13 protein-coding genes are annotated in these 13453 nt (G+C 36.6%); all 13 read right to left on the minus strand.

The features are described 5' to 3' along the window. Positions 1 to 53 precede the first annotated feature (53 nt). The 13 genes from cshA to JF76_RS07580 all read right to left on the minus strand — a co-directional run bounded on the left by cshA (position 54) and on the right by JF76_RS07580 (position 13321). Positions 54 to 1535: a degradosome RNA helicase CshA gene (gene cshA / locus JF76_RS07520; protein ID WP_045928474.1), complete on the minus strand. Its 1482-nt coding sequence runs from the start codon at positions 1533 to 1535 to the stop codon at positions 54 to 56. A 10-nt stretch (positions 1536 to 1545) separates the two neighbouring features. After that, positions 1546 to 2913, minus strand: coding sequence for a UDP-N-acetylmuramoyl-tripeptide--D-alanyl-D-alanine ligase (locus JF76_RS07525; protein ID WP_045928475.1), 1368 nt, complete (start codon positions 2911 to 2913; stop codon positions 1546 to 1548). Positions 2914 to 3044: 131 nt separating this feature from the next. Further along, a complete protein-coding gene (locus tag JF76_RS07530; protein ID WP_034981446.1) occupies positions 3045 to 3293 on the minus strand; it encodes a type B 50S ribosomal protein L31 in 249 nt (82 codons plus the stop codon). A 115-nt stretch (positions 3294 to 3408) separates the two neighbouring features. After that, positions 3409 to 4254, minus strand: a complete 846-nt coding sequence (locus JF76_RS07535; RefSeq protein ID WP_045928476.1) for a transporter substrate-binding domain-containing protein — start codon at positions 4252 to 4254, stop codon at positions 3409 to 3411. A gap of 10 nt (positions 4255 to 4264) precedes the next feature. Further along, a complete protein-coding gene (locus JF76_RS07540) occupies positions 4265 to 5005 on the minus strand; it encodes an amino acid ABC transporter ATP-binding protein (RefSeq protein WP_045928477.1) in 741 nt (246 codons plus the stop codon). 5 nt (positions 5006 to 5010) lie between these two features. Continuing rightward, positions 5011 to 5688, minus strand: a complete 678-nt coding sequence (locus JF76_RS07545; RefSeq protein WP_045928478.1) for an amino acid ABC transporter permease — start codon at positions 5686 to 5688, stop codon at positions 5011 to 5013. Further along, positions 5669 to 6328: an amino acid ABC transporter permease gene (locus JF76_RS07550; protein WP_045928479.1), complete on the minus strand. Its 660-nt coding sequence runs from the start codon at positions 6326 to 6328 to the stop codon at positions 5669 to 5671. The genes JF76_RS07545 and JF76_RS07550 overlap by 20 nt, the downstream gene beginning before the upstream one ends. A 369-nt stretch (positions 6329 to 6697) precedes the next feature. Next, the gene (locus tag JF76_RS07555; RefSeq protein ID WP_045928480.1) at positions 6698 to 7606 is read right to left on the minus strand and encodes an L-lactate dehydrogenase; all 909 of its coding nucleotides are present in this window, start codon (positions 7604 to 7606) and stop codon (positions 6698 to 6700) included. A 152-nt stretch (positions 7607 to 7758) separates the two neighbouring features. Next, positions 7759 to 8673 carry a ribokinase gene (rbsK, locus tag JF76_RS07560; protein WP_045928481.1) on the minus strand — a complete coding sequence of 305 codons (915 nt, stop codon included), beginning with the start codon at positions 8671 to 8673 and terminating at the stop codon, positions 7759 to 7761. A gap of 125 nt (positions 8674 to 8798) precedes the next feature. Beyond that, entirely contained in the window at positions 8799 to 9269 is a 471-nt protein-coding gene (locus JF76_RS07565; protein ID WP_045928482.1) for a PTS sugar transporter subunit IIA, read from the minus strand. Positions 9270 to 9279: 10 nt separating this feature from the next. After that, positions 9280 to 10992: a glycoside hydrolase family 3 protein gene (locus tag JF76_RS07570; protein ID WP_045928483.1), complete on the minus strand. Its 1713-nt coding sequence runs from the start codon at positions 10990 to 10992 to the stop codon at positions 9280 to 9282. A gap of 17 nt (positions 10993 to 11009) precedes the next feature. Continuing rightward, complete coding sequence (locus tag JF76_RS07575) at positions 11010 to 12455, minus strand: PTS transporter subunit EIIC (protein WP_052697097.1); 1446 nt, start codon at positions 12453 to 12455, stop codon at positions 11010 to 11012. A 2-nt stretch (positions 12456 to 12457) separates the two neighbouring features. Continuing rightward, positions 12458 to 13321 (minus strand): PRD domain-containing protein, encoded by an 864-nt coding sequence (locus tag JF76_RS07580; RefSeq protein ID WP_045928484.1) that lies wholly within the window; start codon positions 13319 to 13321, stop codon positions 12458 to 12460. Positions 13322 to 13453: the final 132 nt, after the last annotated feature.

A 13453-nucleotide genomic window follows, 5' to 3' on the forward strand; every position in this document is an offset into this window, starting at 1 on the left:
TATAATACTAAAAAAGAGTTGTAAATTGCCACAACTCTTTTTTAGTAAAAATGTTAACCTTTTTTATTTTTAATAACGAAGTTTTTGCCATTACCAGAACGGCGAGAATGTCCTCCACGATAATTGCCACGGCTACGGTTACGGTCACCGCGATAGCCCCCACGACTATTTCTGCCATGACTATAGCGACCGCGGCCACCACGACCATTACCCTTATACGGCAATGGTTTTTCAGAACTAATTTTGACTTCAACATTTGCAGAGTCTTTGGACAAATTCTTCAAAAAGGCAGATACCAAATCAACTGCTGAATAATTTTCTAATAATTCGTTGGCATCATCAGTATATTTAGATAGATCATCTTTCATTATGTCTTCAATCTTAGATTTAGCCACTTTAAGTTGGCCCCTTAAAGCCTGATCATCAGATGGCGGACGCAAAGGGGTCATCTTTTTCTTGGTTAATTGCTCTATTGTGCGCATATAACCAATTTCATTTGGCGTAACAAAAGTGATGGAACTACCATTTTGACCAGCACGACCAGTACGACCAATGCGGTGAACATAAGAATCAGGGTCTTGGGGGATATCGTAATTGTATACATGAGTTACACCGGAAATATCCAAACCACGGGCAGCAACATCTGTTGCCACTAAAATATCTAGTTTACCAGCACGGAACCTCTTTAATACAGTAAGTCTCCGCGCCTGAGAGAGATCGCCATGAATCCCCGCGGCATTATATCCCCGTGCCTGAAGTCCCCTGGTAACCTCGTCAACGCGCCGTTTAGTTCTAACAAATACCACTGCCAAATCGGGACTCTCAACATCAATCAAGCGGCACATAATGTCAAATTTTTCTGAATCCTTTGCCCGTACAAAGTACTGGTCGATTAAGTCGGCAGTTAATTCTTTAGTCTTAATGCGCACAATCTCTGGGTTATTCATGAACTTTTCACTAATGTTCAAAATTGGCTTAGGCATTGTGGCACTAAATAATAAAGTTTGTTTACGATTTTTAACGTAACTCAAAATACTTTCAATGTCTTGGATGAAACCCATGTCTAACATTTCATCAGCTTCATCTAAAACAATGGTATTAACATTTTCCAAATCAATCGTTTTACGTTTTAAATGATCAAGTAAACGTCCCGGTGTACCTACCAAAATTGCTGGTACATGATTTTTAAGAGAACGAATTTGACGACCAATATCAGCACCACCATAGACAACCTGTACCCGTGCATTCTCGTCACGACCAAGTCTGAAAAGCTCTTCTTGTGTTTGAATAGCTAGTTCACGAGTCGGTTCAATAATTAGTGCCTGAATTACTTTATTGTGCTTATCTAAATTTTGCAAGATCGGTAAAGCAAAAGCTGCCGTCTTACCGGTACCTGTTTGAGCCTGTCCAATTACATCTTTGCCAGCTAAAGCTAAAGGAATAGTTTGTTCCTGAATTGGCGTAGCTTCCTCAAAGCCTGAACGCTTAATTGCCTTTAACAGCTCATCTTTTAATCCTAATTCTGAAAATTTCACAAAATTCTCCTTATCTAAGCCGTTCTACTACTTTTTCCAGGTGCATCCCATGCGAACCCTTCAAAACCACAATATCGTTCGGCTTAATATCATTTTTTAAATCTGCAATCAATCGTTGCATCTGATCTTGTGGGTAATAATGCAAGTTTTTAGGCTGATAACTTTCCTTAAGCGCAGCTGCCAAATGCGCCATCTCTGTACCAAATAAATAAACTTCATTAATTACCTGAGGGTCGAGACAATCCGCCAGACCAGCATGAAGAGCAGCTGATCTGTTTCCTAATTCTAACATATCACCCAGAACAGCGATTCGCCGACTACCTGCAGGAACCTGAATCTGACCAAAACTGGTTATCACAGCACGGACGGCAGTAGGATTAGAGTTATAAACATCGCTCATGATGTCTTCTCCAACATCACCTTTTTCCCATTCCATTCTGTCAGCCGTTGGAGTAAATTTTTCCAAAGCTGTAGCGATTTCTTCATCACTTTCACCAAAGTGCCTGCCGACACAAAGAGCAGAAAGCGCGTTAGAAACGTTGTGTTTGCCAATCATGGGAATAGTAAATTTATGATCAGAGTTATTAATCGTAAATGTAGCATGATGTTTGTAGCTGCGATAGCCCGTTGCATAAACTGTATCATTTTTTGCAAAACCAAATGTAACTTTTGCCTGTGTTATTTTATTAGCTCTTTCACGCAGAAGTGGTTCATCACCATTATATATTAGTTCGCCATCTTCACGTAAAAAATCGGTAATTTCCATTTTGGCATCGGCAATTCCCGCACGTGAACCTAAAAATTCAATGTGCGCTTCGCCAATCATAGTGATAACTGTAACGTCTGGATGAGTCAATTCACTCAGTTTATGTAATTGTCCCGCATGATCCATACCCATTTCTAAAACCAAGATTTCTGTATTTGGTTTCATGTCTAAAATAGTCATGGGCACGCCAATTTCATTATTGAAGTTAGCATCAGTTTTATGAACATTAAATCTCTTCGCTAAAACTGCTGCTGTCATATCTTTAGTAGTGGTTTTACCATTTGATCCGGTAATACCCACAACAGTAGGGTTAACCTTATTTAAGTAGTACTGAGCCAGTTCCTGCATACTAGTTAACGGATCATCAACTTCTAAAACTGCAATACTATCAGGTTTATTAGGATGATCCTTTTGCCACAATGTAGCACTTGCTCCGTTGCTAATTGCACTATTGATAAAATCATGACCATCTCTATCGCCTTTTAGTGGTACAAATAAGCCGCCTGCAGCGATTTTTCTAGAATCGAAGGCAACAGAAGTAATAACGGTCTGATCATTGCCTTCACACTTTGAATTTATTGCTTTGGCTATTTCTGCCAGTTGCATTTTCATCTTTTTATCTCCTAGCCGAAAAGAGTTTTTTGCTAAAGTAATAATTATACTCCTAATTTAGGTAGTATAACAATTGTGCTTTACATAAAAAAGCAGCCCCAATGGGACTGCCTTCCACCAGATTGAAGATATTACTTGTTGTTCATGCCATACTTCTTGTTGAACTTTTCGATTCGACCATCGGCCTGAGCAAACTTTTGCTTGCCAGTGTAAAATGGGTGAGAATCTGAAGTGATTTCAACACGAACTAGTGGGTAAGTTTTACCTTCATAATCCACTGTTTCTTTTGGCTTCAATGTTGAACCAGCAACAAATTTAGCACCAGTTGCTGAATCCATAAAGACTACTTGTTGGTAATCTGGATGAATATCTTGTTTCATATTTATTACTCCTTTGCCATGACTCCTATTTCAAGTCATAGATTAATCGATTAACGTTTACTACCTTATCATCTTTAAAGGCAAAATTCAAGACTTATTTATTATAGCAGCTGCATCAATTTAAAACAATGTCGCTCGGCTTAACTTCTTTGCCAAAGTATGGTTTTAATTCCTTATTATAATCAGCAATAAAGAATTTTTTATTTGCTAATTTAGTAATTTCTTTATTCGTCCAATTTAAAAGTGACTTATTGCCCTTTTTGACCGCAGGAGAAATGAATTGATTAGGTCCGATGTTCTTAATTCCAACAGTGTAATTAGGATTCTTCTTTACCCAAGCATAAAGATATGAATTGTCATCTGCTAAAGCAGCAGCGCGTTTATTTTTAAAAGCATTAAACTGCTGCGTTTTGGAATCAAATTTCAGTAAATCAACCCCATCCTTTTTGGTAAAGTAATTTTCTGCTGTTGTACTCTTGTTGACAATCAAGTTTTTACCCTTTAGTTGAGAAGCGCTTGTAATTGGTGCATTCTTAGGAGAAATAACTCCAACTGATACCTTCATGTATGGCTTGGCAAAGTCAACAACTTGTTTACGCTCAGGTGTTTCAGTAAAGTTAGCTAAAACGATATCAGCTTTATTTGAATTAAGAGTATCTACGCGATTATTCGCATTAACTTGGATAAATTTCACCTTAACACCCAAATCCTTAGCCATTTGCCGTGCAAGACGAACATCATAACCAAGACGGTTACCATGATCATCAACCCAACCATAAGGAGGCAAATCACCAAACACGGCAACTCGCAAAACGCCACGCTTTTTAATCGCAGTCACGCTGCTTTCATTGGCATTACTGCTATTATTTTTTGATGACTTGATACCAAAAAATGCGGCAACTGCAATAATTAAAACTACTAAAACACCAATAATAATATTTCTGCTTTTATTTTTCTTCATTATTTACTCCTTAAAAGTCCATACTAGTCAAGAAATCACGAGCACGATCTGTTTGGGGATGTTCAAAAAACTCTTTACCAGGTGTATTTTCCAAAATTTTGCCCTCTTCTAGAAATAAAACCTGATCTGCTATTTGGCGTGCAAAGTTCATTTCGTGGGTTACGATAATCATTGTCATGTGATCAACATGTGATAAATCAGTCATAATCTGTAAAACACCTCGAACCATTTCTGGATCAAGAGAAGCGGTAACCTCATCAAACAGCATTACTTCGGGGTGCATGGCCAACGCTCTGACGATAGCAATTCTTTGTTTTTGTCCACCAGACAATTCTCGAGGATAAGTATCAACGTATTTTCCCAATCCTACTCGTTTTAACAGCTGCAGAGCCTCTTTTTTGACTTCTTCTTCAGGTCTTTTTTGCACTTTTACCGGTGCCAGCAAAATGTTTTCAAGAACGGTAAAGTTAGGGAACAAATCATAACTTTGAAAAACCATGCCAATTTTTTGACGTAAAGCCTGCCAATTTTTAGCATCGGTTTCAATCTTTTGTCCTTTAAAATAGAGCGAGCCACTTTTAAAATCTTCCAAGCCGTTTAAGCACCTAATTAAAGTACTTTTACCAGAACCGGAAGGACCTAATAATGTCAAAACTTCACCTTGATGCAGAGTAAAACTAATATCATGTAAAGCTTGCCAATCACCATAAAACTTGTTTAGATGTTCAACGCGTAAAACTTCTTTTGTCATTTATCTCACCTGTCCTGCTTTGCTGCTAGCCGTTTAGACCATACTGATAACGGATAATCTATTATGAAATATAAAAAGAAAATCAGACCGTAAATCCAAAATACAGCTGTCGGATATTTTTGATTATTAGCTTCAATAATCTGTTGTCCAATCGCGATGACATCCATAATGCTGATCATCATTAATAAAGAGGTAGTCTTAATTACTCTTGTAGCCAGATTAATAGTTGCTGGTAACTCCAGCTGCACGGCTTGGGGCAATAAAACGTAACGAAAAAGCTGCACTTTGCTTAAGCCCAAAGCCAAGCCTGATTCTTTTTGAGCAATAGGAACTGATTCTATTGCTCCACGAACGATATCACTAAACTCAGCAGCAACCCATAGGGCAAAGGCCAAAACTGCCATCCAACTGGCAGGCCAATTGATGTGAAAACTGCGCGGTAAAATATAGTAGAACAAAAATAATAGTACGATGGTGGGAACTATCCTGAAAAATTCCAGATATAGCCGCAAAATAAACCGAATTATTTTATTGGGTAAGGTGCGCAATACGCCTAGGAATGTACCTAAAACAAGACCAATAACCAAACTAACACCTGCAATCCAAACAGAAGTCCACAAGCCTTGTAAAATTCTGCTAAAGTTATTGCCGCTAAAGAAAACATTAATCGCCGAATGTGCCATAGCGTACCTTCCTTTCTAAATAAGTTAACAGTAAAATAATTGGAATTAAAATAATTGCGTAGGCAATCACCAAAATTAGCAGATACTCATTTGTCCGGTAATACATTCCAATTAGGTCTAGAGCTGTATTAGTTAATTCAGGAATAGCAATTACTGAAAAAATGGAAGTCTCTTTAATCAGGAATATAATGTTTGCTGTTAAGGCAGGCATACTTAGCGCAAAGCCTTGCGGAAAGACAACATAACGGGCCAATTGCAGATTATTCATCCCTAAAGCTTTACCATCATCAATCTGAGTGGCACTGACCCCGGCAAAACCTCCTGTAAAACCTTCAGCCATATATGCTCCACCAAGAAATACCAGACCAATAATTCCGCAAGTTTGGGCTGACATTTTTAGTCCAATAACTGGAAAAGCATAGTATAGGAAAAACAATTGAATTAATAAAGGTGTATTTCTTGCTAACTCTACATAAGCTGTTATTAGTTGACTCAAAATTGGTACTTTAAAATATTGGATTAAACTGCAGAAAACTCCCACTACAATAGAAAAAATTATGCCAACAGCAGACAACCAGATAGTCAGTTGAAAAGCTTTTGCAAAAATAGGCAAACTTTGATTAATAATTTGCCAGCTCATTTTTAACCTCCCCCTGCAGTACTTAAATGGACTCAGAAGTCTCATTATTTGTCACAGTAGTTCTAACAAAACAAAAGGCCTGCGGATACTTTATTCGCAGGTCCTAAATACTTATTGTTTTAAATTTGAGTGCGAATACTAAAAGAAACAATTATTTTGCAAATGATCTAATGAAATACATTTCTTTTCCAGTCTTTGCATTTGTTTCATTAACTGCACTTCTTTCTAAAACATCTATCAGTGCTTCTTATGCTATGCTTTTACTTACTTTTTGTCAATAACTTTGCTTAATATTACTCTCATTTTCTATCTTTGGGCTAATAAAAAACGCGCTTGATTAAGCGCGTTTGGTCTATTTATTTAATCTTCTTAAGACTGTGACTTTTCTTTAATTGCTGCAGCAGATTTTTCCAACAATTTTTCTTCAGCTGGAGTTAGCTGTAAATTAATTTTGTGAACTATGCCATTTCGACCAACAATTGCAGGATAAGACATGTAAGTACCATACTTTTCTTGGTAACTTGATACTGGTAATTCTGTCCGTGAATCTGTTAAAACGGCCCGCACTATTCTCACCGCAGCAGCCGAAACCCCATAATTAGTGTAATGCTTGCCCATAAACACATTTTGACCACCAAATTTGATTTCATCTTCTAAGTCACTTGGCTGCCATGATTCATTTTTAGCCAATTCAGTTAATGGCTGTTCAAATACTTTTACTGTTGACCAGGCTGTAAACTGAGTATCGCCATGTTCACCCAATGCAAAACCACTCACAGAACGAGGATCAACATTAAACTTTTTAGCAACAACTTTTTTCATTCTTGCTGTATCAAGTAAAGTACCAGTGCCCAAAACATGTTCTTTGGGTAAACCAGTTAATTGCTGATAAAGACTGGTTATTGCATCTACTGGGTTGGAAATAACAATCAGAATACCGTTAAAACCACTATTTTTGATAGATTCTGTAATCGGGCTTAATTGCTTTTTATTATATTCAAGTTCTTGGAACCGATCACCCTTTGTTTCTAATGATATTTTCCCTAATGTACTAATGACAATGTCAGCGTCTTTTAGTGCATCATAATCATTAACAATGATGTTGGTATGATATGGCAAATTGGCCATTGCATCTTCAAAGTCAATTGCATCAGCGTTAACCTTGCCCTCATTAACATCAATCATTACTAAGTCATCTGCTAAATCTGAAATAATTAATTCATGTGCAACCGTACAGCCAACATGACCATCACCGATAATACCTATTTTTGTTGTCATAATTAAGTGCCTTTCTTTTTAAAACTGTTGAAACATCTCAGCAAACTCTCAATTACTCTTTTATTATACTAAAGATAGGGTTTAAAAAGATGTTTTCGCTATACTAAATAAAGCAATCTTAATTTCTGAAACTAAAATTAAAAATCAGGTCGTCATTTACCAACTTTAATATCTTTTGCATAAGGAATTGAGGGCTGAGCACCATATTTTTGCACAGTAATTGATGAAGCTTTATTAGCAAAAAGAACTGCATCTTTTAAGTTAGACAAATCTGGCTGCAATATACTGGTCATTGCGCCAATAAAAGTATCGCCAGCTGCTGTAGTATCAACAGCCTTGACTTTAAAAGCTGGGACCAGTTCTCTTTGATTTTGATAGTCGTAAAATGCTCCTTTAGCACCGATTGTAATAATAACCGTTTTTACGCCCTGATCATGAAGCTTAGAAGCAGCCATTTGCGCAGTTTTTTCATCAGTCACCTTAATTCCAGTGATGGTTTCAGCTTCTGTTTCATTTGGGGTAATGATATCAGTAAGCTTTAACAAGTCAGCAGGGATTTTAGCCATTCCAGGAGCTGGATTCAAAATTGTTTTTACCCCCGCCTCATGAGCGATTTCGAAACCTTTAATTGTTGCTGCAAGTGGGGTCTCAAATTGTGCGATAAGAAAGTCAGAATCTTTAATCAAATCCTGATTCTGCTCAACTTCAGCTGGTCCAAAAGCATAATTTGCACCTGCATAAATAGTAATTGAATTCTGACCATTATCATCTACTGTAATAAATGCTTGTCCGGTTGATTCTTTTTTAGCTGTGATAATACCTTGGGTATTAATGCCTTCTCTCTTAAGTGAGCCCAGCATCTCTTTTCCCGGTGCATCATCACCTACACCACCGATAAAGCTAACTTCACATCCTGACCTTGCCGCAGCAACTGCTTGATTTGCGCCTTTTCCACCCGCGGCTGAATAATGTTCTGACGCATGAATAGTTTCACCTGGTCTGGCCATTTGTTTAACGCGTAAATTAGTATCTAAATTAATACTGCCAATAACTGTAACTTTATTCATTTAAACTTTAAAACCTCTTAATTAGCATAATTTTCAAATAACCTACTTCTACCAAAAATAATAACACATTTGAAATTACCCTCAAATGTGTTATTAATTTTATTAATGTATATCTCCTAAAATATTTATTTAGGTAAAGATCCAATCTCTGTTTGTGAATTAACCTGACTCATACTAGTTTGATCCAAATCAATATTCTTGATATTTAAAATGATCACAATTACATCGGTTTCCTTGCCTGCATCTTTTGCCTGCTTATAATCGAAATTGGCAATTAACTGTCCCCTTTTGACCTTATCACCCTTCTTTATTTTAATGTTAAAAGGGGTTCCGTTAAGCTCAACGGTGTCAATACCCATGTGAATCATTATTTCTGTTCCATTTTTACTTTCAATGCCAATAGCATGTTTGCTTGGAGCCAGCATGGTTATCACCCCCGTAATTGGAGAATAAATCTCCGTATCTGAAGGTACTACCGCAAAACCATCACCCATTTTTTTAGAAGCAAACAATTCATCATTAACTTCATCAATTGTTTTAAAAAGACCTGAACATGGGGAATAAATAGTTTCATTTCTCTTGAAAAAATTAAGCATATTTCCCTCCCTAGATATGTGTATCCCAATAAGTGCAGAATGCATTAACTGGACTCTTACCTTTAAATGGAGATTTGCCTAGCAACTTATCTACTAAAATTGCTGGAACATATTCATTTGCGGTATAAGCATTGATATAAGTTTTTACCATTGGAACATCCTGCAAGTGATATGGATTAGCGATTGAAATAAAAATAGTAGGGATTTCATGTACAAACCAAGGAACGTTATAGCCCATTGGCTTAAGCCAATTTAACCTGACGGTTGTTTGATTGCTGGCTGTTTTAACATTAGCAAAATATATTACAGTATCAAACCTGGCTTTTAGTTCTCTGACTGATCCATTAACCATTAAATTCTTTAAATCTTCATTTTCAGGATCAAACACAGTTACATTAAATCCTTCATCTTTCAGTTTTGATATAAAAATACTTGAAACAGGAGGTTTGCCACTAGCACTGACAACATCACCTATAACGAAAACCAGAATCTTCTTGTTTTTCTGCAATGTTAAAGGTAGAACATCTTGCTTATCTTTAACTAAAGTAATTGACTCATCTGCTAATTCTTTAGCCCATTTAACATGTTCTGGACATTTTAAAACTTTTAAAGCCTCTTTTTCAGGAACCAAAGTATTATTTCTTTGCTTTAAAAATAAGTGCAATGCTTCTTTTGTAGCTAATACTCTAGTAACAGCGTCATTCAATCTGTCTGTTGATATTACGCCCTCGTTCACTGCATCAAGTACAAAATTAAAATCTTCTTCCAAGTCTCTGGTAAATAAAAGCATGTCACAACCAGCATTAATTGCTTGAGGCAACAGCTCTGCTCTTTTTCCTTGTGAACTAAAACCGGCCATGTTAGTAGCATCACTTGAAATCAAACCATTAAATCCTAGTTTCTCTCTTAATAAATCATGAAGCAATTCGTATGATAGAGAACCAGGATAAATATCTTCATCTTTCACATCTGGATTAAAGTATCTGGTATAAGCAGGTTGATAAATGTGACCGGCCATCAATGTCAGTGCTCCATTATCAATCATAGCCTGGTAAATTTTGCCATATGTTTTATCCCAGTCAGAAACGCTTAGTGAGTTAACTGATGTCAGAAGATGCTGGTCGCGATCATCAACACCATCTCCTGGGAAATGCTTAATTGCGACTGCCATACCTGAACTTTGGCATGCTTTCATATATTCCTGGGCCATTGATATGACAGTATCAGGATTATCACCGTAGGTTCTAACATTTATGATTGGGTTAGCAAAATTTTTGTTGAAATCTACTACAGGAGCAAATGACCAATTACATCCCACAGCGCCACCTTCACGAGCAGAAATTAATCCTAAGCGGTATGCGTTCTTTTTATCATTAGAAGCCGCTACTTCAATTTGTCTGCCGTAAAAGGTCCCATCAGTACCTATGCCGTCTCCACCAGATTCAAGGTTGGCGCCAAGCAATAGCGGTATTGGGGAAACCTCCTGAATATAACGCTGCAAAGCCTGAATGCTGAAACTCTTTTGCGGACGAAACATCATGCCACCAGGCCGATAGTTCTCAATAACCTCTTTTATTTCTTGTTCGGTTGAATAATTGCCCAATAAGCAAAATAATTGGCCCACTTTTTCTCTGACTGTCATCTTAGACATGAGCAGTTTAATATTATCAATCTGCTCATCTTTCAAGTAGAATGGATTGCCCTTTAAATTTATTTCGGTCATTTGCAATGCTCCTTTTCTTAAATATTATTTGTTTGCTTTTTTGGTTTGCAAAAAATGAGAGTTAGGCAAAATGAAATTGCCATGGAAATTAATACTACTATCACTGCACTAATAATACCGGAAAAATTAGTAGCATTAGGAGAAAGGAAGCAAGGGAAAGCAAATATACCTTGTCCACCCATTTGATAAAATTTAACTCCCATTAACATTGCTAAAATACCACCAATAGCTGAAGAAATACAACTTATGAAAAATGGTTTCTTTAGTGGCAAAGTAACACCATAAATTGCCGGCTCTGTAATACCAAAAATTGCTGGGAAAATTGAAGCAATAGTATTGCGCTTTTGCTTAGTATCTTTAAGGATCAAAGCCAGTGCACAAAGTGCTGCAAGCTGAGTAAAAGGACAGGCTATATTGGCGGCAAAAATAACATCAAATTTTTGTGTTGCTAAATTATTGAGTACTATTGGAATAATGGCATTGTGTACACCAAAGATTACTAATATTTGCCACATTCCTCCAATAAAGGCACCTAATAAGATTGGACTAAGTTTATATAACTCTTTTACAATCCAAGCAATAATATCTGACAACCAAATTGATACTGGACCAACTACTAATAAAGTTAGTGGCACAATCACCAATATGGTTATTAATGGTACAAGAAAATTCGCAACGGATGCCGGACTGATTTTTTTAGCAAAACGTTGGACATAAGATGCTGCCCAAACTGCAAGGATAATAGGAATGACAGTCGAAGTATAGTTATTTAACAAAACAGGTATATGTAAGAAAGTTAAATAAGCCTTAGTTTGAAAAATCGTACCCGACAAAACTGTTGCTGCAGCTTTGCCTGACATTGCCTGTATCAAAGTAGGATAAATAATTGCCGTACCAATAACAAGCGAGGTCATTTGATCAACATGAAATTTTTTACCAGCCGTAACTGCTAAAAATACTGGGAAGAAATAAAATAATGCGTCACCAATAGCATACAAGATAATATATGTGCCATCTGTATTCTTTAAGACACCCGCTGTGGTCAAAATTGCCAGCAGTCCTTTAACCATACCGCTTGCACATAAAACTCCCAAAATTGGGACAAAGATACCAGATAAAAGGTCTACTGCTTTATCCCATAATGATTGTTTTTTATCAATTAGGTTCGCATCTTCCTTCAGGGCCTCTTCGTCAGTTACAGCTTCTCCTCCGCTAAAGTGGTAGAGGCTATTAATCTCGTCAAAAACTGATTCTACGTGCATGCCAATCACTATTTGATATTGCCCGTTAGCCTGGATCACGTCAACTATTTCTTCGTTTCCTTTAAGGGCCTCTGTATTTGCCTTGCTTTCATCTTTTAAAACAAAGCGTAATCGGGTAAAACAGTGAATTAAAGAGACCACATTGTCCTTTCCACCCACATTTTTTACTATAAATTTACTCAATGAGGTATATTTTCCCATTTTTATTTCTCCTTTGAGATTATGTTTTTCAACATATTGTGAATATGAAGTACTAAATAGGCGCGTTCTTCCTGATAAATGGTGATGTCAAATTTTTGAGCAAAGTCAGCACTGAGACTGTTCACACAATCTTTTTCCCTTTGATATTGTTTATCAGACAAAACAACTAGCAGAGAAGAATTAACGTCATTTTCTTTATAATCATTATCTAAAATTCTTTGAGCAAAAAAACGAACATGAGTATCAAAGCGCTGATAATACAGTGGATCTGCTTTCTCAGCAAAATCGATCTTAAAATAATCAAAAACGTAATTCGTAACCCAATGAACTATCTCAACTACACGATAACCATTAAAATCTCCCTTATTTTCCAACTCACTGTTCACTACATGTAAAGCAATTGTGGCTGCTTCGTCTTCAGCCAAAATGCAACCAGTCATATTACGAATTAATTTGATGCCAAAAAGACCAACTTCAAACTCTTGAGGGTAAATCCTTTTTATATCTAAAATCAATGGATTCGAAATTTTTATGCCCTTTTTAGCCTGCTCAACTGCTCTGTAAATATGATCAGTTAAAGCTACGATTAGACTTTGATTTAACTCCTGTTTTAACTTTGATTTTGCCTTGTCAACTATGTCATTAGCAATTGCATAATATTCAATTGGTATATTAACCAACAATTTTGCCATAGCTGAGGAGATCTCTTGAGGTAATACTGGAAAATAATATTCTATTTTGCTTTCATCAACTTCATCGCCAACATGTTTTCCGAAAGCTATTCCTCTTCCTGTAACAATTAATTCTTTACCTTTGTCATCGACTACAAAAGAAACATTATTGTTGATCCCACGCTTAATAAACACTCAATTCTCCTCCTTTCAATAAAAAATAAAAACCTGCTTGCACACAAGAACCAAATTGATGATTTAAATTGTGGCTCTATAATTTATCCTGTTGATGACTTATCCATGTGGTAAGCTGTTAATAGGTTTTTT

The organism is Lactobacillus kullabergensis, assembly GCF_000967195.1.
Classification (GTDB): Bacteria; Bacillota; Bacilli; order Lactobacillales; family Lactobacillaceae; genus Lactobacillus; species Lactobacillus kullabergensis.

What these genes read in the sequence shown, in the direction of transcription:
- JF76_RS07525 (WP_045928475.1), bottom strand. Translation starts at nt 2,913, where the DNA reads ATGAAAATGCAACTGGCAGAAATAGCCAAAGCAATAAATTCAAAGTGT.
- JF76_RS07530 (WP_034981446.1), bottom strand. Translation starts at nt 3,293, where the DNA reads ATGAAACAAGATATTCATCCAGATTACCAACAAGTAGTCTTTATGGAT.
- JF76_RS07535 (WP_045928476.1), bottom strand. Translation starts at nt 4,254, where the DNA reads ATGAAGAAAAATAAAAGCAGAAATATTATTATTGGTGTTTTAGTAGTT.
- JF76_RS07540 (WP_045928477.1), bottom strand. Translation starts at nt 5,005, where the DNA reads ATGACAAAAGAAGTTTTACGCGTTGAACATCTAAACAAGTTTTATGGT.
- JF76_RS07545 (WP_045928478.1), bottom strand. Translation starts at nt 5,688, where the DNA reads ATGGCACATTCGGCGATTAATGTTTTCTTTAGCGGCAATAACTTTAGC.
- JF76_RS07550 (WP_045928479.1), bottom strand. Translation starts at nt 6,328, where the DNA reads ATGAGCTGGCAAATTATTAATCAAAGTTTGCCTATTTTTGCAAAAGCT.
- JF76_RS07555 (WP_045928480.1), bottom strand. Translation starts at nt 7,606, where the DNA reads ATGACAACAAAAATAGGTATTATCGGTGATGGTCATGTTGGCTGTACG.
- rbsK (WP_045928481.1), bottom strand. Translation starts at nt 8,673, where the DNA reads ATGAATAAAGTTACAGTTATTGGCAGTATTAATTTAGATACTAATTTA.
- JF76_RS07565 (WP_045928482.1), bottom strand. Translation starts at nt 9,269, where the DNA reads ATGCTTAATTTTTTCAAGAGAAATGAAACTATTTATTCCCCATGTTCA.
- JF76_RS07570 (WP_045928483.1), bottom strand. Translation starts at nt 10,992, where the DNA reads ATGACCGAAATAAATTTAAAGGGCAATCCATTCTACTTGAAAGATGAG.
- JF76_RS07575 (WP_052697097.1), bottom strand. Translation starts at nt 12,455, where the DNA reads ATGGGAAAATATACCTCATTGAGTAAATTTATAGTAAAAAATGTGGGT.